The 24,771-nt window shown below is 47.6% G+C and carries 27 protein-coding genes; 18 read left to right on the forward strand and 9 right to left on the reverse strand.

The window, feature by feature from the left end:
• Window positions 1-292 precede the first annotated feature (292 nt).
• Complete coding sequence (locus C3B52_RS31545; RefSeq protein WP_103110304.1) at window positions 293-1,849, forward strand: hypothetical protein; 1,557 nt, start codon at window positions 293-295, stop codon at window positions 1,847-1,849.
• Here the strand turns inward: C3B52_RS31545 and C3B52_RS31550 are convergent.
• Entirely contained in the window at window positions 1,831-2,358 is a 528-nt protein-coding gene (locus C3B52_RS31550; protein WP_103110305.1) for a GNAT family N-acetyltransferase, read from the reverse strand. The genes C3B52_RS31545 and C3B52_RS31550 overlap by 19 nt on opposite strands.
• A gap of 22 nt (window positions 2,359-2,380) precedes the next feature.
• Window positions 2,381-2,743, reverse strand: coding sequence for a VOC family protein (locus C3B52_RS31555; protein ID WP_103110306.1), 363 nt, complete (start codon window positions 2,741-2,743; stop codon window positions 2,381-2,383).
• Between the two features lie 109 nt (window positions 2,744-2,852).
• Here C3B52_RS31555 and C3B52_RS31560 point away from each other — a divergent pair, with 109 nt between their 5' ends.
• The 12 genes from C3B52_RS31560 (at window position 2,853) to C3B52_RS31615 (ending at window position 14,135) form a co-directional block, all read left to right on the forward strand.
• Entirely contained in the window at window positions 2,853-3,740 is an 888-nt protein-coding gene (locus tag C3B52_RS31560) for an AraC family transcriptional regulator (RefSeq protein WP_103110307.1), read from the forward strand.
• A gap of 164 nt (window positions 3,741-3,904) precedes the next feature.
• On the forward strand, window positions 3,905-5,146 hold the full coding sequence (locus tag C3B52_RS31565) for a DNA polymerase IV (protein ID WP_103110308.1): 1,242 nt from the start codon (window positions 3,905-3,907) through the stop codon (window positions 5,144-5,146).
• On the forward strand, window positions 5,146-5,538 hold the full coding sequence (locus C3B52_RS31570; protein WP_103110309.1) for a hypothetical protein: 393 nt from the start codon (window positions 5,146-5,148) through the stop codon (window positions 5,536-5,538). The genes C3B52_RS31565 and C3B52_RS31570 overlap by 1 nt, the downstream gene beginning before the upstream one ends.
• 182 nt (window positions 5,539-5,720) lie before the next feature.
• Window positions 5,721-7,211 (forward strand): aminotransferase class I/II-fold pyridoxal phosphate-dependent enzyme, encoded by a 1,491-nt coding sequence (locus C3B52_RS31575; protein WP_103110310.1) that lies wholly within the window; start codon window positions 5,721-5,723, stop codon window positions 7,209-7,211.
• Between the two features lie 27 nt (window positions 7,212-7,238).
• Window positions 7,239-8,156: a pseudouridine-5'-phosphate glycosidase gene (locus C3B52_RS31580; RefSeq protein WP_103110311.1), complete on the forward strand. Its 918-nt coding sequence runs from the start codon at window positions 7,239-7,241 to the stop codon at window positions 8,154-8,156.
• Window positions 8,157-8,392: 236 nt separating this feature from the next.
• Window positions 8,393-9,298 (forward strand): ubiquinol oxidase subunit II, encoded by a 906-nt coding sequence (cyoA, locus tag C3B52_RS31585; RefSeq protein WP_103110312.1) that lies wholly within the window; start codon window positions 8,393-8,395, stop codon window positions 9,296-9,298.
• Window positions 9,299-9,335: 37 nt separating this feature from the next.
• Window positions 9,336-11,309, forward strand: coding sequence for a cbb3-type cytochrome c oxidase subunit I (locus C3B52_RS31590; protein ID WP_103110313.1), 1,974 nt, complete (start codon window positions 9,336-9,338; stop codon window positions 11,307-11,309).
• Window positions 11,309-11,935: a cytochrome o ubiquinol oxidase subunit III gene (cyoC, locus tag C3B52_RS31595; RefSeq protein ID WP_103110314.1), complete on the forward strand. Its 627-nt coding sequence runs from the start codon at window positions 11,309-11,311 to the stop codon at window positions 11,933-11,935. The genes C3B52_RS31590 and cyoC overlap by 1 nt, the downstream gene beginning before the upstream one ends.
• Window positions 11,936-12,271 (forward strand): cytochrome o ubiquinol oxidase subunit IV, encoded by a 336-nt coding sequence (cyoD, locus tag C3B52_RS31600; protein ID WP_103110315.1) that lies wholly within the window; start codon window positions 11,936-11,938, stop codon window positions 12,269-12,271. It begins immediately after the preceding gene.
• Window positions 12,272-12,305: 34 nt separating this feature from the next.
• Complete coding sequence (gene cyoE / locus C3B52_RS31605; protein ID WP_103110316.1) at window positions 12,306-13,169, forward strand: heme o synthase; 864 nt, start codon at window positions 12,306-12,308, stop codon at window positions 13,167-13,169.
• Between the two features lie 35 nt (window positions 13,170-13,204).
• Entirely contained in the window at window positions 13,205-13,537 is a 333-nt protein-coding gene (locus C3B52_RS31610; protein ID WP_103110317.1) for a c-type cytochrome, read from the forward strand.
• A gap of 19 nt (window positions 13,538-13,556) precedes the next feature.
• The gene (locus C3B52_RS31615; RefSeq protein WP_103110318.1) at window positions 13,557-14,135 is read left to right on the forward strand and encodes an SCO family protein; all 579 of its coding nucleotides are present in this window, start codon (window positions 13,557-13,559) and stop codon (window positions 14,133-14,135) included.
• A gap of 168 nt (window positions 14,136-14,303) precedes the next feature.
• Here C3B52_RS31615 and pdxR read toward each other — a convergent pair whose 3' ends face one another.
• Entirely contained in the window at window positions 14,304-15,740 is a 1,437-nt protein-coding gene (gene pdxR / locus C3B52_RS31620) for a MocR-like pyridoxine biosynthesis transcription factor PdxR (protein ID WP_103110319.1), read from the reverse strand.
• A 227-nt stretch (window positions 15,741-15,967) separates the two neighbouring features.
• On the opposite strand from pdxR, the gene C3B52_RS31625 reads away from it, so the two are divergent.
• A complete protein-coding gene (locus C3B52_RS31625; RefSeq protein WP_103110320.1) occupies window positions 15,968-16,312 on the forward strand; it encodes a YolD-like family protein in 345 nt (114 codons plus the stop codon).
• A gap of 286 nt (window positions 16,313-16,598) precedes the next feature.
• Window positions 16,599-16,880 (forward strand): hypothetical protein, encoded by a 282-nt coding sequence (locus tag C3B52_RS31630; protein ID WP_103110321.1) that lies wholly within the window; start codon window positions 16,599-16,601, stop codon window positions 16,878-16,880.
• Window positions 16,881-17,032: 152 nt separating this feature from the next.
• Here C3B52_RS31630 and C3B52_RS31635 read toward each other — a convergent pair whose 3' ends face one another.
• The 3 genes from C3B52_RS31635 to C3B52_RS31645 all read right to left on the reverse strand — a co-directional run bounded on the left by C3B52_RS31635 (window position 17,033) and on the right by C3B52_RS31645 (window position 19,297).
• Complete coding sequence (locus tag C3B52_RS31635; RefSeq protein WP_103110322.1) at window positions 17,033-17,602, reverse strand: SF0329 family protein; 570 nt, start codon at window positions 17,600-17,602, stop codon at window positions 17,033-17,035.
• Window positions 17,603-17,966: 364 nt separating this feature from the next.
• Window positions 17,967-18,467, reverse strand: coding sequence for a GNAT family N-acetyltransferase (locus tag C3B52_RS31640; protein WP_103110323.1), 501 nt, complete (start codon window positions 18,465-18,467; stop codon window positions 17,967-17,969).
• Between the two features lie 5 nt (window positions 18,468-18,472).
• On the reverse strand, window positions 18,473-19,297 hold the full coding sequence (locus C3B52_RS31645) for an alpha/beta fold hydrolase (protein WP_103110324.1): 825 nt from the start codon (window positions 19,295-19,297) through the stop codon (window positions 18,473-18,475).
• Between the two features lie 172 nt (window positions 19,298-19,469).
• On the opposite strand from C3B52_RS31645, the gene C3B52_RS31650 reads away from it, so the two are divergent.
• Both C3B52_RS31650 and C3B52_RS31655 read left to right on the forward strand, forming a co-directional pair.
• Entirely contained in the window at window positions 19,470-20,057 is a 588-nt protein-coding gene (locus C3B52_RS31650) for a TetR/AcrR family transcriptional regulator (RefSeq protein ID WP_103110325.1), read from the forward strand.
• Window positions 20,058-20,155: 98 nt separating this feature from the next.
• On the forward strand, window positions 20,156-20,713 hold the full coding sequence (locus C3B52_RS31655; protein WP_103110326.1) for a hypothetical protein: 558 nt from the start codon (window positions 20,156-20,158) through the stop codon (window positions 20,711-20,713).
• A gap of 34 nt (window positions 20,714-20,747) precedes the next feature.
• Here the strand turns inward: C3B52_RS31655 and C3B52_RS31660 are convergent, their stop codons facing one another.
• From C3B52_RS31660 to C3B52_RS31670, 3 genes are all read right to left on the reverse strand, one after another.
• Entirely contained in the window at window positions 20,748-21,173 is a 426-nt protein-coding gene (locus C3B52_RS31660) for a NucA/NucB deoxyribonuclease domain-containing protein (protein ID WP_201264970.1), read from the reverse strand.
• A 181-nt stretch (window positions 21,174-21,354) separates the two neighbouring features.
• Entirely contained in the window at window positions 21,355-22,671 is a 1,317-nt protein-coding gene (locus tag C3B52_RS31665; protein ID WP_103110328.1) for an MFS transporter, read from the reverse strand.
• A 187-nt stretch (window positions 22,672-22,858) separates the two neighbouring features.
• Window positions 22,859-23,746 carry a DMT family transporter gene (locus C3B52_RS31670; RefSeq protein WP_103110329.1) on the reverse strand — a complete coding sequence of 296 codons (888 nt, stop codon included), beginning with the start codon at window positions 23,744-23,746 and terminating at the stop codon, window positions 22,859-22,861.
• Between the two features lie 149 nt (window positions 23,747-23,895).
• On the opposite strand from C3B52_RS31670, the gene C3B52_RS31675 reads away from it, so the two are divergent.
• Window positions 23,896-24,771, forward strand: a complete 876-nt coding sequence (locus tag C3B52_RS31675) for a LysR family transcriptional regulator (RefSeq protein ID WP_103110330.1) — start codon at window positions 23,896-23,898, stop codon at window positions 24,769-24,771.

Below are 24,771 nucleotides of genomic sequence, written 5' to 3' on the forward strand. Positions count from 1 at the left end.
AGGATTTGTTCAATAGCCGTAATTTTTACCGGACCGGAAATCTTTGCTCTGTGAGACATAAAAATGCTCCTCCTTGCAGGTAGACAGTTTTATTATTTCAACTGTCTACCCGAAGGGGAGCATATCAGTAACTCAGGCTAGGAAGGTCTTTTTGTTGCTGTTTCAGCCAACAGGCGGGGCCATGCGGGAAAAGCTTTCTGGAGCCTTTTTAGGGAGGGAGCTGTAACTTTGGATGAGGATGTAGCGTCTATCAAATAGGTAAATACTGTAATTGGAAAAGGGGCGTTTATTCATGTCTTTATTCCTTCGTCAAGGCATGATCGTGTTATTTTGCTTCTCTCTGTTTGCTTTGTCGGGATGCGGCTCTGCTTCAACAACATCATCGGGGCAACCACCGGCCACAGCTGAGCAAGTCTCGGGCTCATCCAATCAGTCTCCGTCATCTGGCGGAGTCTCAGTTTCGGAAAAACCTGATTCCGATTGGAAGCCAGTAGAAATTGCCTACGACTATGCGGCGATGAACGAAGATGTTCTCATTCAATTAAATGAAGAGCCACGGCTCCACTCACCTCTACGGACCGTGGTCGGGGTGAAGCCACAGTCGTATACATTCTTTTTCCGTGAAGCAATGGATCGGGGAAGTGTAGAGGCGGCCATTCGCAAGCACGCCAAAGAGGAAAGCACCAGAGGGGATCAGGGCTTTATCAATCCAGATATTGCGTTTCATTGGGTCCATGATCGTCAGCTGCAATTGCTGGTTACGCTCCCCGAAAAAACAGGTGAAGAGAACCTGTGGCAGGAGTATGTTTTAAACGCTGGCGGCGCCAAGACAGCAAAGGGCTCGTTGATTGGCGATTCGTTTTCCTTCCAGGCACTTGTACTGCCTCCGCAGCAAATTTGGCGAGTGGCGGTAGACGGCAAGTCAAGTGAGAAGCTGACTGATTTTTCCGTCATGACCAACCTGGAGTTTTTAGATCCACATCAGCGCTACGCCATGCTCACTCGATTTACGAACTATTGTGAGTGTGATGCGCTTTACGAGAAGCTCTATTCCGTTTACGACATGGAAACGCATACGGCGACTTCCTATCCTATTGAGCTGTCTGAGATGTATCGCGGAGTGGGAGAGTTTATGGCTGATCGGCGCGGATTCTTTTATGAAATCCCGAAAAAGGGGAAGGATGTACCGAAAAGTGAGTTTGCCTCCAGAATTTTGGTCAATGGGTATGTCCATGGGGTGAGCTTTAGCAAAGATCGAAAGCAGCTGCTGATGGCAGTGGGGAAAGCAGAACAAAAGAAAGATCTTGATTTGGTCGTATTTGACTTGGCAGCGGGAACCGAGAAGCGCTATCCAGGGGTCATCAAAGGCTGGTTACCTACAAGTGAATGGGACGGAGCGGTTGTCCCCGTCAGCTTTGATGATGATGGACGGTTTGTCATGTTTGCCATGCGCAAAGAGGAGAAAAGCTTTGAGGAGGTTCGTCAGCGCTTTGAATGGAAAACGGGCAAGGTGACTAGCTGGAATCCACCTGTGCCCGCTGAAGCCTGGTCGGGTTTTGTCCAAACCGATGATGGTGCCTACCAATATTACTGGAATGCGGGGTTGTTCCAAGGCTCCACCCAGCTTCTCCAGCAGACGGGTACGGGAGCATGGATCCCGGGAACGCATCGCTTTGTATTTGCTGAGGCAGCGCAACAAGGGGAGGGTATGGAGCTGTTCGTATTTGACGCAGATCGCAAGCATAGGACGTTGCTGCTCTCTGGTCTGTCTTACGGCTTTGCGCTTCTCGGTGCCAGCAGCGATGGCAAATGGTTGTATATAGCAACCGATCAGCCACGTATTCCGTAGCCGATGCGATCAGTGTCTGCTGCTCCTTGTTCATACTCGCTTGACAAAATGGATAAGACGATTAAAGATTCGTACTGGTCGCCTGTTTTTAAGCAGTCCCGCAATGTTCCTTCGATGCGAAACCCTTCGGATAGATATAGGTTGCGGGCTCGATCGTTCGTTTCCTTCACGTCCAGCCAGAGGCGGTGAGCCTTCTGCTCGGTAAACGCCCAGCGCTTGATTTCGCGAAGAATGCTTCGACCGTAGCCCTCTCCTTTTGTGGCAACGGTAATGCGCATCAGCTCTATAGCGTCATGAGAATTGGTCAGCCCCGCGATAATGGCATAGCCTGCGGGCTGACCTGTTTCTGTTTTTTCTACAATGAGGTGACGAATGTCTGGATTGGTGAGAGCATCCTGATGCCGCTCCTTGGTCCACGGAATGAGAAAAGCACTGTTTTCCGGGGCATGCTCCAGCTCATAGACGAATGGGATGTCTTCTGGTGTAGTCAGACGCAAGCGGATTGTCATCTGAGTTCCTCCTTTTTTGGGATCAGCATTTGCACACCATCAGCATATTTCCATCAAGATCACGGATGTTAAACCAATGATCGTTTTGAATCGTTCCGACGAGCTCGACATCGCTTTCCTTTAGAAATTGATAGGCAGCCTCGATATCCTCTGTGTTGAAATGAAACAATGGGGCATCATCTGGTTTATGCTGTGGAAAGATTTTGCTATCCAGAATGAGGGTAGGACCATTTTGCATGGGAATGCAGTACAAATGACCAAATAAAATTTCTTGGTCAGCAGGAATATCCAAGAGACGGCAATACCAGTCGCGGGCTTGCTCGATATCGCGGACAGGAACGAAGATCGCCCCAATTTGAGGGAGCAGGGGAGAAGTTTTCATCAGGAGTACCTCTTTTCGTTAGGAATGGTTGAAAACCCTACAAAAACGTGCATGAAATGTCGGATGCCAATTTATATCTTCTGTTAATCTATTGCTGAAGGGAGGTCACATCGTGAATTTGCTTGAACAGATGAATGGAGCCTTGAACTATGTGGAGCACAATCTGACCGATGAAATTGACTTTAAGGAAGTGGCCAGAATCGCTTGCTGCTCGGAGTACCATTTTAAACGGATGTTTTCTTTTCTCGCAGGAGTTCCCTTCTCCGAGTACATTCGGCGCAGACGAATGACACTGGCGGCATTTGATCTCAAGGATAGAAAGATGAGAGTCATAGATGTGGCGATCAAATACGGCTATCATTCAGCTGATTCGTTTGCAAGAGCTTTTCAGCAAATGCATGGGGTAACGCCGACAGAAGCTAGAGATGACGGGCATTCGCTGAAAGCCTATCCACGAATGACCTTTCAGCTAACGATTAGAGGGGGAAATGAAATGAACTACCGTCTGGAAGAAAAAGATTCTTTTCGCATTGTCGGTATCAAGAAGCGGGTACCATTGATTTATCACGGCGTGAATCCCGAGATTGCGTCGATGTGGGCGAGTCTGGATCAGGAAACCATCCTACGATGGAAAAGTCTCTCAAACGTCGAGCCTTCGGGGCTGATCAGTGCATCCACAAACTTTTCCGAAGGCAGGCTGGACAATGGCGAGCTTGATCATTATATCGGGGTTGCAACGACCAAGGACTGCCCGGATATTCCCACTCAGCTAGTAGTTCCGGCTTCGAGCTGGGCCGTATTTGAAGTCGTCGGACCTTTTCCTGAAACACTGCAGGATGTCTGGGGACGTATTTACTCTGAATGGTTCCCTGCCTCCCATTACGAGCAAGCTGAAGGGCCGGAGATATTGTGGAATGAATCGAAAGAAATCACCTCGCCTACGTTCAAAAGTGAGATCTGGATACCAGTCGTCAAAAGGATGGACTCGCATCACCTTTAATGTTTCGCCTATCGTTTGCGAACACCTGCATCTGTACGCAGCAAGAGTGGAAAACATTACCTGATTTTTTTCTCATGATACAGGTATAAACACGAACGTTTGTTTGCTATAATAAGAACAGAAGGAAAAGAGAACATAAGTTCTTATTCGGGGGATGGTTTTATATGCCCAATGCGAACAAACGGATTGTTTTTTTGATCGACATGCAGAGCTTTTATGCGAGTGTTGAAAAAGTAGCAGATCCCGCACTGCGAAATCAGCCGATTGTAGTGGCAGGTGACCCAGAAAGACGCAGCGGCGTGATTTTGGCTGCCTGTCCGATTGCGAAATCATTCGGAGTGGTGACAGCAGAAGCTTTGTGGCAGGCTCAGCAAAAGTGCCGCCACCTGGTGGTCGTACGGCCGAGAATGGAGATGTACATCCGCATCTCCCTGCAGATTACGAAAATTTTTGAGGCGTATACAGACAAGGTGGAGCCGTACTCGATCGACGAGCAGTTTCTTGATGTGACGGGCAGTGTTCATTTGTTTGGTGATCCGATCCAAATGGCAGCCCATATTCGTCAGCGTGTTTTGCTGGAGACAGGGATCAACTGTCGAGTAGGCATTTCAGAAAATAAAGTATTGGCAAAAATGGCCTGTGACAACTTCGCTAAAAAGCAAGAGTCGGGGATCTTTTGGCTAAAGCGGGAGGAGCTCACGGATACGCTCTGGAAGCTGCCGATTGAGAAGCTGTTTGGGGTAGGCTCACGAATGAAGCGCCATTTTCATCGAATGGGGATCTATCAGATCAAGCAGCTGGCAGATTTAAGGCCAGCCGTACTGACTCGTCACTGGGGAGTAAACGGAGAAGTGCTGTGGCGCACCGCCCACGGAATAGATGATTCGCCTGTTTCCATGAATGTGTACGAGACACAAAAGGGCATCGGTCACCACATGACGCTGCCGCGGGATTATCATACTGCTGCAGAGATCAAGGTAGTGCTGCTGGAGCTGTGCGAGGAAGTATGCCGCAGGGCGCGCAGCAAGGAGCTGATGGGCGCAGTGCTTTCCGTCGGTTGCCGAGGAGCGGATTTGGCAGCCGGGACTGGTTTTGGCAGGCAGATGAAGCTAACGGAGTATACCAATGATGTCATGACGCTGTACGAGGCTGCTTGCCGTCTGTTTGATCGGCATTGGCAGGAGACTCCTGTCCGCAGTATTGGCGTCAACCTGGGAGAGCTGGTTCCTGATAACGTGGTGCAGTTGAGTTTGTTTACAGACAATCAAAAGCGTCGTTCACTGGCTCATGCCATGGATGATATTCGCGAGCGCTATGGACCGGACGCTATTTTACGTGCTACTTCCTTGCTTCATGCCGGTCAGGCGAAAGAACGTGCCCGCAAGATCGGGGGGCACTATAAGTGATGGAGCCGATTGTGCCGGAAGAAGAGGGAGAGCAGGAGCTGGTACGTCTGTACATTTTGTTCGGCCTTTTGTTTCGCGTCGCCATGGTGGATCTGGGGCAGGCTCGCATCGTGCAGCTGAAGCTTTCTTATGATGAGATGTTTGATTGGCTTTTTCAGGACCTTTCTCGCTGGGCAGAGAGGCAGCATCACCAGCTGCGTCGGCGGCTGCGGCAATCTGGCTGTGCAGTCGTCAGCACGCAGCGCCAAGGGCATATGTACGTGGTTCAATATCGGCAGCGTGGTTATTTGAGGGAAGCGATGTATTCGATCGAGGTATTGCGAGCGGAGTGTCAGCAGCTCGTCAGTTTGTGGATGAAGCATTATCAACAAGGTGACCGGACCAGTTTATGAGCTGAAGAAAAAGGAGACTTTCTCTAGAGAGGGTCTCCTTTTTTCTGTGTAGAGGGCTCGCTGGTTCAAATGGATGGGCAATTAAAAACAGGATTGGATCATTATTTTTGTGAGTATCTCCTTTATAATCAGCTTGCCATCAGAAAAGAGCGCTGGCACACAAACTAAAAAAGAAAAACAAAATGGATAGTAGGTGGGGAGAGTTGTCTAATCAAGAAAATACGCCATTGTTCAGTGGACTGAGGAAGCATGCACAAAAAAATCCAATCCAATTCCATATCCCCGGCCATAAGAAAGGAAAAGGCATGGACCCTGAGTTTCGAGGGTTTGTTGGAAAGAATGCCCTCTCGATCGATTTGATCAATATTGAGCCTCTCGATGATTTGCATCAGCCAAAAGGAATCATCAAGCAAGCACAAGACTTGGCGGCAAAAGCTTTTGGAGCCGATCACACCCTGTTTTCTATACAAGGTACCAGTGGAGCGATTATGACCATGATCATGTCTGTGTGCAATCCGGGGGACAAAATTATCCTCCCACGCAATGTTCACAAGTCGATCATGAGCGGAGTTGTGCTATCCGGAGCAACCCCGATTTTTTTGCACCCGGCAATCGATCCTGTACTCGGGATTTCGCACGGGATTACGCCAAAAGCGGTAGAGAATGCCTTAGAAAATCATCCAGATGCCAAAGCTGTCCTAGTGATCAACCCGACCTATTTTGGTATTGCGGGTGACTTGAAAAAGATTGTGATGATCGCTCATGCACATGGTGTACCTGTTCTTGTAGATGAAGCGCATGGCTCTCATGTACACTTTCATCCCAAAATGCCGCTATCGGCCATGCAGGCGGGCGCTGATATGGCGGCGAGCAGCATGCACAAGCTGGGCGGGTCGATGACTCAAAGCTCCGTACTGAATGTGCGCGGGAACCTCGTTTCCATCAAGCGTGTTCAAGCTGTATCCAATATGCTGACGACTACCTCGACTTCTTATTTGCTGCTGGCTTCCTTGGATGTGGCCAGGAGGCGATTAGTCACAGTAGGCAAGGAGCTGTTGGACAGGGCGATCCGGCTAGCCGAAAAAACGAGAGCACAAATCAATAATATCGATCATCTCTACTGTGTCGGTCGTGAAATCATTGGACGGAATGGTGCGTTCTCACTAGACCCTACGAAGCTCGTTATTTCGGTAAAAGAGCTTGGTGTAACAGGATACGAAGTCGAAAAATGGCTCCGTGAACGCTACAACATAGAAGTGGAATTGTCTGACCTGTACAACATTTTGTGCATCATTACCCCGAGTGATACCAAAGATGATTTGCAAATTTTGATCTATGCACTGGAAGAGCTGTCGGAGCAATACAAAGAGCAAAAAGGCGAGCGAAAGAAGATCGTGATGCAGCTGCCAGAGATTCCTGTACTTGCAGTTACGCCGCGGGATGCTTTTTACGCAGCAACAGAGTCTGTGCCGATCGAACAAGCTGTTGGCCGCATGATTGCAGAATTTGTGATGGTATATCCGCCAGGCATCCCGATATTCATTCCAGGTGAAATCATTTCGGAAGAGAACGTACGATATGTGATCCGAAACAAAGAAGCGGGGCTGCCGGTCCAGGGGCCAGAGGATGCGGAACTGAAAACACTTCGCGTGATTAAAGAGGATTCGCTATAACGCCCATAACAGAAGGAGGAGTAAGAGATGAAAGAGTACATGAGTTATTCAGAAGAGGTTAAGCATGCACTGGTGCACGATTTGCCGATTGTCGCATTGGAAACAACGATTATCTCGCACGGAATGCCTTATCCGCAAAATAGAGAAATGGCGATTGAGGTAGAGCAAATCATTCGTGACCATGGCGCTGTTCCGGCAACGATCGGATTTATGGATGGAAAAATCAAAGTCGGCCTGAATGCAAGTGAGCTGGAAGAGTTTGCAACAAACAAAGATGTGGCAAAAGTAAGCCGCAGGGATATTCCTTATATTTTGTCCTCCCGAAAAATCGGTGCGGCGACAGTAGCGGCTACCATGATCGGTGCGCAGCTCGCCGGAATTCAAATGTTTGCCACCGGAGGGATTGGCGGTGTTCATCGAGAAGGGGAGATTACCTGGGATGTATCGGCTGATTTGACTGAGCTGGCACAGACCAGCGTTGCTGTAGTATGCGCTGGCTGCAAGTCCATTTTGGATATTGGCAGAACGCTAGAGTATCTCGAAACAGCAGGGGTACCCGTTGTAGGCTATCAAACTAAAGGCTTCCCAGCGTTTTATTCCCGTGAGAGTGGATTTGCCGTGCAAACGAGCATGGAGTCCCCAGAAAAAGCTGCGGAGATGCTGAGTACGAAGTGGAAAATGGGGCTGAAAGGCGGAGCAGTCATTGCGAATCCGATCCCGGAAGCAGACGCAATCCCGTATGAGGAAATCGAGCAAATCATCGTACAAGCTATGCATGAAGCGTATCAATATGGCATTTCGGGTAAGCAAGTGACTCCATTCATGCTAGCTAAGGTAAAAGAGCTGACAAACGGTAGAAGCTTGGAAGCAAACATCGCGCTAGTCAAAAACAATGCAAAGCTGGCAGCGCAAATTGCTGTGGCACTAAAACAAAACGGAAATTAATCAAATACAACAGAAAAAGAATGAGAACACCGCTAAATGATACGTTGGCGGTGTTTTTTTATGCCAGCTACTTTGACGGTCACTTTTTGTGGCTGAATCGTGACATTTTTGCTTCTGTTTCTTGAACTTGGCTGGCTTTTTGACTTTGGCATTGGCTGGTGACACCCCACTCATCCACCTATACAGTAGGACTTGTTTGCAACAGTACCCTGGCAAAGGGGATAGGAGATGAGAACATGAGAACGTCTAAAGCAGTACGGTGTATGGCAGCTTTGTACATGTTATTGCTGATGTTCATAACGACCGGGTGCGCAGAAAAATATGTTGTGCTCGATCCGAAGGGACCCATTGGTGAACAACAAAAAGATCTGATGATTGTCTCAACGCTATTATGCTTGGTCGTAATCATTCCCGTATTGATTCTGACTGCAGTCATTGTGTGGCGGTACCGTGACAGGAAGGGAAGAAAGGCTAAGTATACGCCAAACTGGGAGCACAGTACCACCTTGGAGGCTATCTGGTGGGGGATTCCGATCATCATCATTATTACGATTGGAATTATTACCGTGAAGTACACGTATTCGCTGGAGCCATCCAAGCCTTTGGATTCAACAGCCAAGCCAATTACGATCCAGGTTACCAATCTCGATTGGAAGTGGCTGTTTCAATATCCAGAGCAAGGAATTGCCACTGTGAATTACGTCCAATTTCCAGAGGATGTACCGATCCGCTTCGAGATTACCTCTGACGCTCCGATGAATTCGTTTTGGATTCCACAGCTCGGCGGTCAAATGTATGCCATGTCAGGAATGGCGATGGTCCTTCATTTACAGGCCGATGAACAAGGCGAGTACATGGGATCAGGCGCTAACTTTACGGGGAAAGAGTTTGCCAAGATGTATTTTACGGCAAAAGCGACCTCTCAGGATTCCTTTGATCAATGGGTGAAAGAAGTGAAGGGCTCTTCGCCTGAATTAACACTAGATGGCTATAAAAAGCTGGCTGAGCAAGGGACATCAGATGTTCAAACCTTCTCAGCGTTTCCGGAAGGCTTGTTTGAGATGACAGTGACCAAGTATGCTGCCTCGCACAATCATGGCTTATCGACGCGAGAGATGCAGGAAGTCAAAGTCGATAAATAATCGATACGGCTTGGAAACAGAGAGGAGAGAGTAAGCGATGTGGGATCAGATAAAAGAATTCGCCTCGGAATTTTTTGTGACAGGCGATCCTTTGATTTACGGTGCGGATGTCAGCATTGTTCTCACCATGATAGCAATCGTATTTGTGCTAACGTACTACAAAAAATGGAGGTGGCTGTGGAGCGAATGGATCACGAGTGTCGATCATAAAAAAATCGGCATCATGTACATTATCGCTTCAATCCTCATGCTGTTTCGGGGGGGAGTCGACGCTCTCTTGATGAGGGCACAGCTCGCAATGCCCGACCTGCAGTTCTTGCCAGCGGAGCACTACAACCAAATCTTTACGACACATGGCGTAATCATGATCTTGTTTATGGCGATGCCTCTTATGTTTGGTTTGTTTAATGTCATCGTGCCGCTGCAGCTTGGTGCACGTGATGTGGCGTTTCCGTTTCTGAATGCGCTGAGCTTCTGGCTCTTTTTTGCAGGGGCGATGCTGTTCAATCTGTCTTTTGTCATTGGAGGGTCACCGGATGCGGGATGGCTGGCGTATCCGCCATACTCGGAAAAAGCTTTTAATCCTGGCGTTGGACTGGACTTCTACGTCTGGGGGATTCAGATTTCCGGGATAGGCAGCTTGATGACCGGGATTAATTTCATTGTGACGATTTTGAAAATGCGGACGCCGGGTATGTCCTTGATGAAAATGCCGATGTTCTCCTGGTCTGTCTTATCCAGCTGTATCGCCATTATTTTCGCGTTTCCGATTCTGACGGTGACTCTTGCGTTGTTGTTTATGGATCGTTATGCAGGTACGCATTTTTTCACCCTGGATGGCGGCGGAAATCCGATGATGTACATCAATCTGATCTGGATGTGGGGTCACCCAGAGGTATACATCATTGTGCTACCCGCATTCGGTATTTTTTCCGAAGTGGTAGCGACCTTCTCCAAGAAAAAGCTGTTTGGCTATAAATCGATGGTTTTTGCGATGATCATTATCAGCGTGCTCTCTTTCCTCGTATGGGCGCATCACTTCTTTACGATGGGTTCTGGTGCAGACGTCAATGCTTTCTTCGCTTTGACCACGATGCTGATCGCCATTCCGACAGGCGTGAAGGTATTCAACTGGCTGTTTACCATGTTCCGAGGAAAAATCACCTTTGAAACACCGATGCTGTGGACGGTTGGGATTATCCCGAACTTTGTCATAGGCGGTATGACGGGTGTTCTGTTGTCAGTGGCTCCAGCTGACTTTCAGTATCACAACAGCTACTTTCTCATCGCCCACTTCCATCAGGTCATCATTGCAGGAGTCGTGTTTGGCTTCTTTGCCGGTCTGTACTATTGGTGGCCAAAGGTGTTCGGCTTCAAGCTGAATGAGCGGATCGGCAGATGGGCGTTCTGGCTGTGGAATATCGGCTTCTACTTATGCTTCATGCCGCAATATGCGCTGGGTCTAATGGGTATGACCAGACGGGTATATACGTACGGCTGGGACAAAGGCTGGTTTGAAATGAATTTGGTGTCTACGATTGGTGCCGCCATTATGGGGATTGCCTTTATCGTCCAGATTTGGGATATTGCTCACAGCATCAAGCATTTGCGACGCGATACAACAGGAGACCCGTGGAATGCGCGGACATTAGAGTGGTCGATTCCTTCACCTGCGCCGATGTACAACTTTGCAACACTGCCGCATGTGACCTCTCAGGATGACTGGTGGGAGAGAAAGCTGCGCAAGGAAGCGGGACAAGAAGTTAAAGCAGCTGCGGTTCTGGAACCAATTCACATGCCGAAAAACTCCGGGATTCCATTCATCATGTCTATATTCTGGTTCTTGGCTGGATTCGGATTTATTTTTGACTGGCTGTGGCTGATCATTCCAGGCCTGCTTGGCGTGGCGGTCAGCATGATTATTCATTCGTGCAACTATGACACCGATTACTATATTTCCGTGGAAGAGGTAGAACGCACAGAAGCTGCGATAAGGAAGGTGAACAACTAATGGCAAACATCCATGTTTCCGGTCAAAGCCACAACCAGAGTGGGCATGCCGAGCACCATGGTCATCCGGATCAGGAGGAAATGCGCACATTTGCCTTTTGGATCTACCTGATGACAGACGTGATCTTATTTGCAACCTTGTTTGCGACATATGTCGTGCTGCAAAACAATACAAACGGGGGACCGACAGCAAAAGAATTGCTCCAGATGAACGGGATTTACGCGAGTACATTTATTTTGCTGACGAGCAGCTTTACGAGTGGACTGGCCCTACTTGCCATGCATAAGGGAAAAAAAGCTGCGCTAATCGGCTGGCTCGCGATCACGGCGCTGCTAGGAGCGACCTTCATTACACTGGAAATTACTGAATTTACCCACATGGTCCATGAAGGGGCAACGATTGGCACGAGTGCATTTCTATCCGCCTTTTATACGCTGGTAGGAACGCATGGCTTGCACGTTACTTTTGGCTTGGTTTGGATGATCGTCCTCATGTTTCAAATCGCGAAGCATGGGATTACACCTGTGACGAAGCGCAAAGTGAACATCATCAGCCTGTTCTGGCATTTTCTCGATATTGTTTGGATTTTCGTCTTTACCATCGTGTATTTGATGGGGGTGAAATAAATGGGAAAGCAACACGTATCTGACATGAAAAAGCATGATGGAGAGTCTCATGGATCGCTGAAATCGTATGTGACCGGATTTGCATTCTCTCTATTACTTACGATTATTCCGATTATGGTGCTGGAGAATAATTGGCTGGAAGGCCGGGGGATTACAATTGTTTTCCTGGTGACAGCTGTGCTGCAGTTTATTATTCAGCTGGTCTTTTTCATGCATCTGCGTGAAGAGGAAAAGCCGCGCTACAATCTGATGTCGCTGATCCTGGGGATTTTTATTGTGCTCCTGATTGTAATTGGCTCGATTTGGATCATGATGTACAACATGGTAGCACTATGAATGAGCTTTCACTGCAACGAACGGGGGGATTTGTTTGCTGCGCGACTGGATTCAACTGACAAAGCCCCGGATATTGCAACTCAATCTGTTTGCAGCGTTTGGCGGTTATTGGGTAGCAGCTAAGTGGGTGCCAGACTGGCCACTGCTCTTGTGGGTCCTGCTCGGAACGGCTCTGACGATGGCTTCGTCTTGCGTGATGAACAACCTGTGGGACTGGAAGCTTGATCAGAAAATGGAGCGAACAAAAAATCGCCCGCTAGCAACAGGGCGGCTGAAAAAGGGAGGCGTACTTTTGTACGCCTTGCTCCTCGGTATAGCAGGCGAGTGGGTGCTGTTTTGGAATGTGAACCTGCTGTGTGGATGGCTGGGGCTGCTCGGAATGTTTGTGTACGTGGTGATATACACGATGTGGCTGAAAAGAACGTCGACCTGGAGTACGTCCATTGGTGGTATTTCCGGGGCTATGCCACCTGTTATCGGTTATTGCGCCGTTACCGGTGAGCTGGACGCAGGCGCATGGCTGTTATTCGCACTGCTGTTCTTGTGGCAGCCGGCTCACTTCTGGTCGCTCGCTATCCGGCGAGTGGAGGAGTATCGATCTGCTGGTTATCCGCTGCTTCCTGTAAGAAAAGGGATAGCGCGAACAAAGCGGCAAATGATTCCGTATGTCGTTCTCCTGCTTCCTACCGTCTTCCTGATGTACAAGCTTGAGTACGCAGGTATTTCCTTTGCAGTTGTCGCTTTGCTTGTCGGAGTCATTTGGTCACTCCATACCCTGAGCGGGTTAAAAGCAAAGAACAATGAGAAGTGGGCCAAAACGAATTTTCTTCTTTCCGTCAATTACTTGATGATTGTGTTTCTCGTGATGATTTTGGATACCACCGGGCGTCCATTTTGAGGAGTAAAGACCGAGCAGAAAGGCTGTGTTCTTTCATGAAGAGAGATTCGGTTGTTTATCTGTCTCTTTTCCTTTGTTTTGCGGTAATTTCGGCATGTAGTGACCCAGACAGCATGGAGGCAGCCCCAAAGGCCGCCGCTCAAGCAGATGAGCAGGCAGCCGCGTTATATAAGAAGCATTGTTTATCGTGTCATGCAGCGGATTTAAGCGGCTTAGTGGGTCCTAGCTTAGAGCAGGTAGGGACAAAGCTGACCGAGGAGCAGATCGTTGAGATCATGAACGATGGTGCGCCAGGGATGCCGTCTTTTGCGAAAATGCTGAGCCAGGATGAGATGGAAGCAGTAGCAGGGTGGCTTTCTAAAAATTGAATAGGGGGATGGCTTCACCATGAAACGATTTCTTTTATTATCCATCCTTTGTCTGCTGACAGTGGTGGTGGCCGCATGTGGAAAAGAGAAGCAAAATCCGTACAACATTCAAGTGCAGCCGTTTACGTATGTCGATCAAGAGGGGCAAGCACTTTCGCTGGAGGATCTGAAAAACAAAGTATGGGTTGCTGACTTTATTTTCACATATTGCACGACGGTTTGCCCGACAATGACGATGAACATGGCCAATTTGCAAAAGAAGCTGAAGGCGGCCGGTGTGGACGCAGAGCTGGTTTCTTTTTCGGTGGATCCCGAAAGAGACGATCCTGCGGCTTTGAAAAGCTATTTAAGCAAGTTCGATGCTGACTTTACTAATTGGCACGCGCTCACAGGATATACGTTTGAGGAAATCAAGACGTTTGTTCTTAAATCGTTCAAGTCCACGATCAATAAAGATACAGCTACAGATCAGGTCATCCATGGAACGGCATTTTATTTAGTCGATCAATCGGGAACTGTGGTCGCCAAATATGATGGCATGACGGATAGCACGTACGACGACATCATTAACGATATCAAAATACTGGCAAAGCAATAGCAGAAGGGATTGGGAATAATCAGCAGGCTGTAGACAAAGTGAGCAAGGCAGTGATGACTGCCGCCTACGAATGTGGAGTCGCACGCAAAATTCCCAACCCAGCTGACATTTAAGTGAAAAGCAAACAAACGTGTATGAGAATCAAGCTGCTCATGCACGTTTGTTTTTTTACGATAGGACTGCTCGCAGCGCTTCTGCAAATTTTGCTATGCCAGGAGCGATCTCTTCTTCTTTTGTTCGCGCAAAAGTAAAACGAACATAGCCGGAGTCCGAGCCATACACACTGCCAGGTGTAAACACCACACCTCTGCGAACCGCTTCATCAAACAATTTATTGTCATTGACCTGTGGGATGACTTTGCACCACAAATGCAATCCGCCTTGGGGGATGGTAAAAGTGACTTGATCCGGCAGCTCTTTTTGCAAGGCCTCGATCAATATATCGCGCTTGTATTGCAAACGCATTCGTAGTCGTTCCAGATGCGGCTGAAAATAGTCGGACGCAAGGAAATGAGCAGCGATGCGCTGTGGAACAACGCTTAGTCCAAAGTCCATCTGCTGCCTCGCATCTGCCAATCGCTCGACAACAGAATGGGGGGCAACCATCCAGCCAACTCGCAGGCCAGATGCTGCAATTTTGGATAACGAGCCGATGTAGAGTACCGAGCCGAGCTGATCATATGATTTGAGCGGCATAGGAGGAATACCGTCATAGGCTGTTAAGCTGAATGGGTCGTCCTCGACGATAGGAAGCCCAAGCTCCGTGGCGATGTCGAGCAATTGCATGCGACGCTCCTGATCAAGAAGTTTGCCTGTCGGATTTTGAAAATTGGGGTTAACAAAGATCATCTTGATCCGATTTTTTTTATATAAGGTGCGAATATCCTCGGGTTGAATTCTTTTATGGTCCATTGGAAGACGGAACAACCGAAGGCCAGCTGATTGGAACATGGGCAGCGAATAGATATAAGAAGGGTCCTCAATAGCAACGGCATCTCCAGGAGCCAGCAAGCATTGGGTAATCAAATACAACGATTGCTGGGACCCGGATGTGATCAGGATAGAGGAATCCGTCGTTTGGATATTCCGATAGCGAGACAAATAGGAGACCAGCTCCTCTCGCAACGGCATATAGCCTTGGGGATTGTCATAGCCGAGATATTCTTTAAACTTCTTTTCATTCATCAGCGTACTGATTTCCTCATTCGGTGAGAGCTCTGAATTCAATTCGCCACTGGCAAAGTCGATAAGGCTATTGTCTTTTTGCAGCACTTCTCGAATACGTCGCAAGTAAGGCACATTCGGGAGGAAATGCCCCCCTTCTACATACCTGTGCCAGTTGGGCGTATGCTTCGGTGTTGCTCCCCATTTATACTTGCTCACCCTCGTACCGCTTCCTGTCCGGCTTTCAATGATGCCCATTGCACGCAGCTCTTCGTATGCCTGAATAACGGTACTCCGATTGACGCCAAGCTGCTCGGCCAGTTTTCTTTCGGAGGGCAACTGGCTTCCAGGGGGGAACTCCCCGTAGGAAATCCTGCGTTCCATTTCATCGGCGATCTGATGATAAAGTGTTTGGTCGCTAGAGCGATCTGGTTTCCACATGATGATCACAACCTTGAGTAGTTGAGTTGATAACCCAATCATATCATTCGCAATGCCTTGTCTTTTAAAAAAAGCATTTCAATCTGTTGAACATGGATGGGTCTTTTTTTGCAAAAGTGGATGGGTCCGTGCTTGAAAAACATTGCCAAGATGACAAGAGAGGTTGATAAAATCAGAAGCATCGGATAAAATAAGAACATATGTTCCTTGGAGGAGCGATTTGAACAATGGGAAGCAAAAAAGACGATATCTTTGGTTCGATGAGATTCGTGCTGCCGGAGCACAGAGCTCTGTATGTCGAGCATCTAGAAGATGGAAAGCTAATTCCGCTACCGATTCTGGAGGAGGATGAAATGCAGGAGATTAACAATATGATGCATGAGTCGATCCATTCCAATCAAGCGGTGAAGGTCAGCTGGTGGAGAAGTACAAAAGGGACAATGGGTATAATCGATGAGGCAAGCGGTTGGGTTCAAAAAATAGACACGGACAACCGGCGGATCAAGCTAATGAACCAAGAGGAGATCCACTGGATTAATATGAACCAATTACTCGGTATGAGATGGATGTAAATGAGAGGGAATTACAGGGAGAACAGTGAGAAAAATGAGGACAATCATTCAGAAAATCGACAAAAATGGGTCCCTTTTGAAAAGGCAAGTGTCAAAAAACAGCGTGCCGCGTTGAAACGGTGTGCGTGAGGAAGAGGCGAGATTCCTGAAACGAAAACCGGTCGAAAATCACCGTTTTTCGCGTTTTATTGGCTGCTACGGATTTTGCCAGAACAGGATGTTTCCCTGTATTGTTAGGATATCTTTTGAAGCAGATAATTGATGGATGGGAAAAAGGAGATATTACATGTTAGCACAAGAAATGGGTGTCATGTTCACCAAGCACGCCGATCAAATTACTTCCAAGCGTTGGGGTGAATTTATTCAACAGTTGGAGGAAAAAGGCCTGTACGTTCTCATCGAGACAGACACGATCGGAAGGGTAATGAGTCCATTAGGCGGATTGATGCCGATGCCGTGTAAGAGTGAGACGCTCCATATTCTGACGACGGATGAGCTGCAGCAGCGTGGCTTGCCGCTCGGTCACCACATCGTTACGAAAAGCAAAGACAAGGCAGCAACTAACTAACTGAACAAATGAACGTAGCCTTTCCACCGGAGATGGACGATTTCCGGTTAGGAAAGGTTTTTTGTTGTACACAAAAAGGCACTGGATGTCATTTTACAGTACTGTATTCGTTTTGCAGGGCTCTCGATTGGATGTGAATCAGTTATTTGTTTTCATAAGGCACTAAGACGTAGTTCATAAAAATACTGCACAATTGGATGCTTTACCTTCATTTTCTCGGCCATGTTTACAATTCGCTTTTTTCCAACCCGTCTGTCCACCAAAGCTAGAATATTCAATAGTATGTCATTGCTCGCTATGCTTTCCTCTATAGAAATGGATAAAAATTTATTAGCAACATCGCTAAAATTTGATTTACTTAATGATACCTGTGCTAAAAAAAGCTCCTTTGCATATTCTGATATTTTTCTACTTCTTACAATTACCTTTAGACGATCCTCTGGAACTTTTCCCTTGGTATCTTTTCTGAGAGCTTCAATTTCTTCATTACTGATAGGAATTTGGATATCTGAATCATTTTTAATTTCCAGCTCTGTTTGATACCATTTGATTAAAGAAGTTTTATCACTCATATTGAGCACATTCTTTTTATCTACCGCAATATAACAAAGTCCTGCTTTATCTGGTAAATAACGATAGCCGGTTGCACGGTATTCAACTCTTCCCTGTAACGCAGGACAAAGAAAACTCTCCAGCTGTTGCTTCAATTTGCTCCAGGACATTCAAACCTCCTATGTTCTATATGATAAATACCTATTGAGGTAGTCATTCTATTACCCATAATACAATAACTAACATATAGATCATACATGCTGGAAAATGGGAGTGGCTCTTACCGCGAGCATCTAGCTCATGGCAAGAGCTTTTTCAAGGTGCTGTTGTATGGATTAAAAGATCCAATTCATTATCGTTTCGAACAACAAGACTAGGAGTACACAAGTGACGACACCGACAAGAAACTTTTTGAGGGTAAAATGTTTGAAGCCGTATTGAAAACATAGCAACACATTAAACAGGATCATGGTAATCAAGAGCTGTATCCAGTTGTTCATGCTTTCTACCCCCATTTAGAAAATAGCGGGAGGGTTATCGAGAGTAATCCTTGCGTATGAGAATAAATTCTTCGACCACTTCACCGCGTGAATCAGAGAATCCACTATCCTCACCGGAAATTTGAAAGCCGCATTTTTGCAAAACGCGAATAGAGGCAACATTGTCTTTTGCAGCCCGGGCATACAACGGACGTGTCTTTATCTGTCCTAAAAACGCATGCATTGCCGAGGTAGCTACCCCTTTGCCCCAGTATTCCTTTCCGATCCAATAGCTAACAGATGGAAGACCGAATTGTTCGAAGCTTGAAATATGACCAGCAACTTCCTCATGAAAAAGAATCGTCTGATTGTGGACCGCCGTGTCTGTAAGTATCCGCGTCCAATGTGCAGTAAATGCTGTTTTATCTGTTGGGTCCTTGGCGGTAAAAGCTGCCATGAAATTAGCGGAGGCGTCAAGCTGCTGCTCAAAGAAAATAGGAATATCAGCTTCAGTGACGGCTCGTAAACGGACATTGCTTGTTTTACTGTCTTGCATACGGTTCACCTCATCATTGATTTATATAGATTTACACGGTTCAACCACTCCTCAAGCTGGGCGAGGACTACATTCCTTTGCTCGATCTCCAGCATATGCCCGGCACGATCCAAAATAGAGAATGTACTGTGCGGGAAATGCTTCAGAAGCTCCATATGATCGTAATAGCCGCAAACCGAGTCTTGGCGGCCGAGTAAAAATAAGGATGGCTGTGGATAAGTACTGCCCTCGGCAAAAGGCTCCGCCGAGAAAAAATAGCCGTTGGTGCGCCAGTCTGATGTGAGAAAATCACGGTTTGCTAAAAGACGCCCCGGTTGGACTTCAGACAGGAAAGCATCCAGGTTCTGCTTGGTTTGCAGAATCATCAAGGCTTCAAATGCTGCTCGGATGTCAGCATCAAGAGAAGAGAGGAGCTGATCATCAGACTGTAGGACAGACCGCGTAGGGAGATTGCGCTCCTTTTTATGAAGGGCGGGTGCGAGAAGACTCAAGCCGTCGATCAGCGGCGCCCTTTTTGCGAGAATGCCTTGTGCGAGATAGCCACCGAAAGATTTGCCTACAAGTGAAAAATGCTGATCAGGAAGCAGTGTATCGATGCAGTGCAGGAGTAATTCAAGTAAATCATCAGATGTCTTTATCCAATTCGGTGTGCTGCTATGACCGTGTGCCGGAAGATCCATGTAGATGCGTTGCCAACCCGAACGCTTCTCAAAAAGCGGCTCCACCCACGCTTTCATGGAGCGATGGTCAGTTCCTAGACCGTGAAGAATGACGAGAGGATATCCATTTCCACATATTTCATAGTGAATGTGATTGTTGCCAGGACCCATCTTTCATCACCAATTTTCATTATTTTCCATCTATATAGTAGGGCAGATACAAAATAACTACAAGTCTATTGCAAAAACTAATCAAATTAGTTACTGTGTAGATATCCAGCAAGATAGGTGCTGGCAGACGCATATAAGCTAGATTGCTAACAAAATGAAGGAGGGGAATTCTATGCCGCGAATGGGCTTGGATTTCAAAACAGTAGTAGCAGCAGCGGCAGCACTCGCAGATGAAAAGGGAATTGACGGTATTTCACTTGGAGAATTGGCACAGCGGCTGAATGTACGCACCCCCTCACTTTATAACCATGTGGAAAGCCTGGAGGCATTGAAGCAGAGCCTTGCTATTTATGGCTTGAATCAGCTGTATGAGCAGCTGCAAAAGAGAGCAGATGGACTTGTGGGTGATGCTGCGGTATATGCCATGGGCGATGCTTACGTCTCATTCGCACGAAGTCATCCGGGCTTGTATGATGCGACCTTCCGAGCACCGATTCCAAATGATCAACAGCTTCATTTTGCGCAGCATCAAGTCGTAGAGCTGGTTGGAGAGCAACTGCGTGCATATGACCTAAAAGGCGACAAAGCACTGCATATGATTCGCGGATTTCGCAGTATTCTGCACGGGTTTGCGTCGATCGAAAGCAGTGGTGGATTCGGTCTACCGTTAGACCTTGATGTTTCCTTCAAAATGCTGGTGGATACCTTTTTAGCTGGCGTGCACGCCCAAATCAGGGAGCAAGCAAATGAAAAAGAGTGAAGAAATTTTTTATGCGATGCGGTACTACTTTTTTATGATCAAAAACTAATCTGATTAGTTTTTTGCTAGAAAAACGCATGATACAGGAGGGCCTTATTATGAGGAAATTATCCATTAGCAAAATTGGCATGATTGCATCCATCGCAACCGGTTTTCTGCTCGCTTTTGCACACCTGCTTGAGGAAGCTGCGCAAAATGATACATGGATCATCGTAGCCAAAAACATGATTCTAATCGCGCATCTGGCAATGGTTTTCTCGTTTGTCGCCATTTATGAGTCAGATTCCTCCAAGAACGGCTGGAGAGCAGCGGGTATGCTACTGGCGACAGTTGGGACGATACTCGTTTCAGCGATTATATTCGTGGAAGCCGCAAGTGTATCGATGCCAGATGCCACTAGAGTTCTTCAGGCGGTTGGTGTGAGCTGGGTCACAGCAGCAGGTCCACTACTGTTTGTACTTGGGATGCTTTTGATCGGAACACAGCTGGTCTTGAATGGAGGAAGTGGAGGACTGCTGTTCATTATAGGTACAGTCGTATTTGCCTCCGCCGATTTTGTTGGTCCTGCTGGTTCCGTGGCGATCATCACTGGCTCGGCATTGACGGGAGCCGGATTTGTCTTTGTGGGTGTGAATATGAAAAAAGCCCTCCGATGAAAGAGGGCTTTTGCTTGGCAGCGAAGCAGTGTCATCATTTTACGACCAGTTGGACGCGAGTGCCGTCGGGGTAATTTTCTAGCTGATTGGCTACCCATGAGCCAGCCCCACGATTATCAGAAGGGGAGATATAGGCAATATCGGCACCTTTTCCTCCTTCTTTGCACATCGCCATCGGCCATTCATCTCGGTCCAGTCCAGGCTTGGTAGGGATGCCGCGAAGTGATTCGTCCCGATGCTTGCTTGCATTTTTGCGATCAATCGTACAGACAGCGGATTGTCCTTTTTCAATAGCTGTTTGAATGTGCTTGGCTGTTTCCGGATAACGATCACTTGGAAATTCAAGCACCAAATCTGCATCTGTACTAACCACAGGGGTAGCGGAGTCCTGCTGCTCAAACAGCCAAGACCCGAAGCCGATCAAAAGCGCCAGAATGAATACAATCAGTTTCTTTTGCACGATTTTTCTCCTTTGTTTATTCGCTGGTACGTCTATGTATTTTCCTTTGGAACGGTAGGGAGATTACCGACGCATTGGTTCATTATACCAATAGGTAGCAGCTTTTCTGAACCCCAACCTGCCTTTTTCATACAAAAGTCACCCACAGCAATGAAAACGGTGGATGACGTGGCGATGCGGATTATGTTTCATTCTCTTTTTTGACGGGAACCGTCCGAAACAGGCGAGTCATGCATAGCCAAGCAATAATCGGTCCTGTACCGATGGTAAGGATCAGCCAGTTCAGAGTGGTAGGAGACAGGCTAATCGACGTCACCACCAAAAAGATGACGATTCCTACCAAGCGTCCAGCATCCAGTGAAAACTCACGCAGAACGACATATTCAACCCGATTTCGCGCGCTTTCCTCATTGGTTCCGATCAAATCAAAGATCGTGGAGAGCATCGGGACAGAGAAGAGAGGGTAGGCAATCCCGACCGATATCCCGAAAATGAGCAAGGTAGAGTAGCTGACCTGCCAAAAAAACAAGACGACGGCTCCTGACATGACGATAGCCCCGATAAGCATACCCCATTTGCGATAGCGAACAGTCAGCCATTTGGCAGTGAAATAATAGCTGACGATGCCTACACCTGAAGTGATGAGCCAATAGTTGCCGAGCGTCATTTCACTTTTCGTCGCTATGTAGACCATCAGACCGATGATAAAGCCAAACAGTCCCTCCCGTAAGCCTTGCCCTGCCAAGGCACCTGCAGCAAATCGCCAGTCCGGATCTTCCCGCAAGCACCGGAGGGCAAACGTCCACGAATAATTGCCCTCAGACTGACGCTTTTTTAGGAAAAAGCTGATGATCACCCCGACGACGAAGAGCGCCAAGGAAAGCCCAAAAATCAGCCTATAGCCGCTATTACCAGTCAAACGGGTAATGAGCAGTCCTGAAATCCATGGCGCCAGCATGCCGCCACCTGATGCCAAAAGTCCAGCCCAACCGTTGAAACGATCGCGATTGTCGGCACTGGTAATTTCAAAATAAACGACGTTAAAAGCCAGCCAGAATAAACCGACAGCCATTCCCTGAACCAATCCGAGCAATGGGGCATACGCTACCGCCTTGGGACCAATCCAGAGCACGAGTAAGTAAAACAGTGCCGATACAGCCATTCCCGCTCGGAGAATATTCATCTTATTCCCTTGCTTGGCATACCAGCCTGCTAACCAAAAGGTCAGTGCCCCAACGAGATGAGTGGTAAAAGTGAACCAGGCAATGGGCGCAAACTGGCTTTTCACCTTCCAGAGATAGACGTTGACGAAAGTACCGGATAATGCACCAGCAGTAATAAACAGGACGTTTACCAAGAGCAGCAGCCTGGATTGATTATCGAGCTGTCCCGGCTTATGCGGCTCGGTGGCTGTGCTATGTGGACGGGACCAATCCAGCCCCGTCTGTTGTGGAGGGTGGCGAAAGGATGGGAGGCGGCCCTTTGTTTTCTGGTGCATACGTTACCCCCCAGTTCATAAAGTAGGATACCTGCTTGCACATAACGTGCCCCAAACCTACTTTCTTTCAACGAGAAAAAGAAAATTACCATCCATTTCTTTTGATCATGGATAGGAATTTTGAGCAAAAAAACACCGACTCTGTTGAAAGAGCCGGTGTTTGGTAAGGGCGTTTCAGAGCATCCGATCAGACAGACAGATGGCCCTCCTGTTTATTGCGCCGCCATTTGCTCAGATCAATCTCTGCAATCAATACACTGAGCAAAACAAGTCCAGCACCTATATAGCCCCGAAGCGTGAGAGTTTCCCCTGTGAGCAAAAAAGCAAAAAGAGCAGCGAATACAGGCTCTAATGAAAAAATCACGCCTGTATGAGCGGGAGTGGTATATTTTTGAGCCACTGTCTGAACGACAAAACCGATCGCGCTGCACAAAATACTCAGGGAAAGAACAGCCAGCCATGACTGCGACGTATGTGGCAGTGTTGGCGTTTCAAATAAAATCGAAAAGAGTATGCCAAACAGGGCAGTAAAACCAAGCTGATAAATACCGAGCTGAATCGTATCGGACTGGCTGGCCCATCGTCCTGTCACAATGATATGTGTAGCGTAAAAGAGTGCCGCTGCTATGCACAATAAATCGCCCTGGCTAATCCGCAGCTCGGAGCTTAATGTCAATAAGCCGATGCCAACCATGGCGAGGCCTGCGCCAATGAATACGCGCTTTTGTGGCTTGTTGCGCAAAACGATCGAGAGAATAGGTACGAAAATGACTGTGAGACTTACCAGGAAGCCAGCCTGTGAAGCTGTCGTGGTTTTGACGCCACTGGTGACGGTAGCAAATACACCAAACAGGATTGCTCCTAAAATAAACGCGTGTAGGATTGTTTTTCGATTCGTGCTTAGCAAGCGCCGATAAAAAAAGGCAGCAGCAAGTAAGAAGGCAATGCCAAAGCGTACGCCGATCAGGTTATACGTTTCCAAATCCTTCAAACCCATTTGCATAAATAAATAAGAAGATCCCCAAAAAAGGGTACACATCAAAAGAGCCAAATCGGCTTTTGACTGCGGTTTCATGTCGAGCCTCCTTGCCCAGCAGGTCAGGGCGATGTCTATGATGAACAGGGGTTGTGCATTACTCAGTATACGGGTATCTTTTAAATAAGAAAAATGAATGTTTATCATGTTTTTCATGAACAAAATCGATGGATGGGAGGCGAAAGGATTTGAGTCTCAGCAAGTTCGAAGTATTCATTTCGGTGATTGAATCAGGGAGCTTGACTCGTGCAGGAGAACAACTCGGGCTGACTCAATCGGCCGTTAGCCATGCCATAGCAAGCCTGGAGAGGGAGTACGGGTTTTCGATTTTGAGCAGAGGCCGGTCTGGTATTAGCTTGACAAGCAACGGAGAGCGACTGCTTCCGTACATGCGAGAGATGCTGCGAGCCCATGAAAGGATGAAGCAGGAGATAGCCTCGATCAATGGTATGGAGGTCGGAACGGTGAGAATCGGAACGTTTACGAGTGTCTCTACCCAATGGCTGCCGGGGATTCTGAAGCGATTCCAGGACAACTATCCAGCGATTGAGATCAAGCTGCTGGAAGGGTATTACGACGGAATCGAAAACTGGATTCAGACGGGAGAGGTGGACTTTGGTTTTGTCTCGTTGCCGACAACCGAGGAACTCGAGACGATTCCTCTGAAAAAGGATCAGTTGTATTTGCTCGTGACAGACGACCATCCGCTGTATGATGAGAAACAGGTCCATGTTAGCCAGCTGGCAGAGGAAACCTTTATCATGCCGAAAGCAGGGTGTGACAATGACATCCAGCGGCTGCTTGCAAAATATAACCTGCAGCCGCGGGTCAAATATGAGGTTGGGGACGATCATGCGATTATTTCAATGGTGCAAAATGGGCTGGGAATCAGTATCCTGCCGGAAATGATATTGTTTCGGCTGCCTGCAAACATTCGCATGATTCCTTTGGAAGGGGAGCATTATCGCTCACTCGGCGTTGCCGCCATATCATTTACCAAACAGTCGCCGGCAGCCAAACGATTTTTGCAGCATGTAACCGAATGGGTAGCCGAGCAAAAATAG

Source organism: Brevibacillus reuszeri (genome assembly GCF_002897295.1).
GTDB classification, from domain to species: domain Bacteria; phylum Bacillota; class Bacilli; order Brevibacillales; family Brevibacillaceae; genus Brevibacillus; species Brevibacillus reuszeri_A.

Coding starts and splice junctions, on each gene's coding strand:
- C3B52_RS31545 (WP_103110304.1), top strand. CDS start 293: ATGTCTTTATTCCTTCGTCAAGGCATGATCGTGTTATTTTGCTTCTCT.
- C3B52_RS31550 (WP_103110305.1), bottom strand. CDS start 2,358: ATGACAATCCGCTTGCGTCTGACTACACCAGAAGACATCCCATTCGTC.
- C3B52_RS31565 (WP_103110308.1), top strand. CDS start 3,905: ATGCCCAATGCGAACAAACGGATTGTTTTTTTGATCGACATGCAGAGC.
- C3B52_RS31570 (WP_103110309.1), top strand. CDS start 5,146: ATGGAGCCGATTGTGCCGGAAGAAGAGGGAGAGCAGGAGCTGGTACGT.
- C3B52_RS31575 (WP_103110310.1), top strand. CDS start 5,721: ATGGATAGTAGGTGGGGAGAGTTGTCTAATCAAGAAAATACGCCATTG.
- C3B52_RS31580 (WP_103110311.1), top strand. CDS start 7,239: ATGAAAGAGTACATGAGTTATTCAGAAGAGGTTAAGCATGCACTGGTG.
- cyoA (WP_103110312.1), top strand. CDS start 8,393: ATGAGAACGTCTAAAGCAGTACGGTGTATGGCAGCTTTGTACATGTTA.
- C3B52_RS31590 (WP_103110313.1), top strand. CDS start 9,336: ATGTGGGATCAGATAAAAGAATTCGCCTCGGAATTTTTTGTGACAGGC.
- cyoC (WP_103110314.1), top strand. CDS start 11,309: ATGGCAAACATCCATGTTTCCGGTCAAAGCCACAACCAGAGTGGGCAT.
- cyoD (WP_103110315.1), top strand. CDS start 11,936: ATGGGAAAGCAACACGTATCTGACATGAAAAAGCATGATGGAGAGTCT.
- C3B52_RS31610 (WP_103110317.1), top strand. CDS start 13,205: ATGAAGAGAGATTCGGTTGTTTATCTGTCTCTTTTCCTTTGTTTTGCG.
- C3B52_RS31615 (WP_103110318.1), top strand. CDS start 13,557: ATGAAACGATTTCTTTTATTATCCATCCTTTGTCTGCTGACAGTGGTG.
- pdxR (WP_103110319.1), bottom strand. CDS start 15,740: ATGTGGAAACCAGATCGCTCTAGCGACCAAACACTTTATCATCAGATC.
- C3B52_RS31625 (WP_103110320.1), top strand. CDS start 15,968: ATGGGAAGCAAAAAAGACGATATCTTTGGTTCGATGAGATTCGTGCTG.
- C3B52_RS31630 (WP_103110321.1), top strand. CDS start 16,599: ATGTTAGCACAAGAAATGGGTGTCATGTTCACCAAGCACGCCGATCAA.
- C3B52_RS31635 (WP_103110322.1), bottom strand. CDS start 17,602: ATGTCCTGGAGCAAATTGAAGCAACAGCTGGAGAGTTTTCTTTGTCCT.
- C3B52_RS31640 (WP_103110323.1), bottom strand. CDS start 18,467: ATGCAAGACAGTAAAACAAGCAATGTCCGTTTACGAGCCGTCACTGAA.
- C3B52_RS31645 (WP_103110324.1), bottom strand. CDS start 19,297: ATGGGTCCTGGCAACAATCACATTCACTATGAAATATGTGGAAATGGA.
- C3B52_RS31650 (WP_103110325.1), top strand. CDS start 19,470: ATGCCGCGAATGGGCTTGGATTTCAAAACAGTAGTAGCAGCAGCGGCA.
- C3B52_RS31655 (WP_103110326.1), top strand. CDS start 20,156: ATGAGGAAATTATCCATTAGCAAAATTGGCATGATTGCATCCATCGCA.
- C3B52_RS31665 (WP_103110328.1), bottom strand. CDS start 22,671: ATGCACCAGAAAACAAAGGGCCGCCTCCCATCCTTTCGCCACCCTCCA.
- C3B52_RS31670 (WP_103110329.1), bottom strand. CDS start 23,746: ATGAAACCGCAGTCAAAAGCCGATTTGGCTCTTTTGATGTGTACCCTT.